This is a genomic window from Pseudomonas sp. 2,4-D, assembly GCF_030418155.1.
In the GTDB taxonomy this organism is placed as follows: domain Bacteria; phylum Pseudomonadota; class Gammaproteobacteria; order Pseudomonadales; family Pseudomonadaceae; genus Aquipseudomonas; species Aquipseudomonas alloputida.
The window spans coordinates 1-1238 of the sequence record NZ_JAUHUI010000090.1 but is presented as its reverse complement, the minus strand read 5'-3'; the positions used below and the strand labels follow the sequence as shown (position 1 = coordinate 1238).

Below are 1238 nucleotides of genomic sequence, written 5' to 3'. Positions count from 1 at the left end.
GGCATTATCGCCCGTCTGCAACAGGCTGCCGGCGATCCGATGGTGGACGGCATTCTGCTCGATATGGACACGCCCGGCGGGATGGTGGCGGGGGCATTTGACTGCGCTGACATCATCGCCCGTGTGCGTGACATAAAACCGGTATGGGCGCTTGCCAACGACATGAACTGCAGTGCAGGTCAGTTGCTTGCCAGTGCCGCCTCCCGGCGTCTGGTCACGCAGACCGCCCGGACAGGCTCCATCGGCGTCATGATGGCTCACAGTAATTACGGTGCTGCGCTGGAGAAACAGGGTGTGGAAATCACGCTGATTTACAGCGGCAGCCATAAGGTGGATGGCAACCCCTACAGCCATCTTCCGGATGACGTCCGGGAGACACTGCAGTCCCGGATGGACGCAACCCGCCAGATGTTTGCGCAGAAGGTGTCGGCATATACCGGCCTGTCCGTGCAGGTTGTGCTGGATACCGAGGCTGCAGTGTACAGCGGTCAGGAGGCCATTGATGCCGGACTGGCTGATGAACTTGTTAACAGCACCGATGCGATCACCGTCATGCGTGATGCACTGGATGCACGTAAATCCCGTCTCTCAGGAGGGCGAATGACCAAAGAGACTCAATCAACAACTGTTTCAGCCACTGCTTCGCAGGCTGACGTTACTGACGTGGTGCCAGCGACGGAGGGCGAGAACGCCAGCGCGGCGCAGCCGGACGTGAACGCGCAGATCACCGCAGCGGTTGCGGCAGAAAACAGCCGCATTATGGGGATACTCAACTGTGAGGAGGCTCACGGACGCGAAGAACAGGCACGCGTGCTGGCAGAAACCCCCGGTATGACCGTGAAAACGGCCCGCCGCATTCTGGCCGCAGCACCACAGAGTGCACAGGCGCGCAGTGACACTGCGCTGGATCGTCTGATGCAGGGGGCACCGGCACCGCTGGCTGCAGGTAACCCGGCATCTGATGCCGTTAACGATTTGCTGAACACACCAGTGTAAGGGATGTTTATGACGAGCAAAGAAACCTTTACCCATTACCAGCCGCAGGGCAACAGTGACCCGGCTCATACCGCAACCGCGCCCGGCGGATTGAGTGCGAAAGCGCCTGCAATGACCCCGCTGATGCTGGACACCTCCAGCCGTAAGCTGGTTGCGTGGGATGGCACCACCGACGGTGCTGCCGTTGGCATTCTTGCGGTTGCTGCTGACCAGACCAGCACCACGCTGACGTTCTACAAGTC

General features: G+C 60.2%; 2 protein-coding genes. Both read left to right on the top strand.

Annotation, left to right across the window (positions count from 1 at the left end):
• On the top strand, positions 1–996 hold a 996-nt coding region (locus QYE47_RS27235), incomplete at its 5' end, for a S49 family peptidase (protein WP_301159798.1).
• 9 nt (positions 997–1005) lie between these two features.
• Positions 1006–1238, top strand: a 233-nt coding sequence (locus tag QYE47_RS27230; protein WP_301159796.1) for a head decoration protein, incomplete at its 3' end; no start/stop codon positions are given.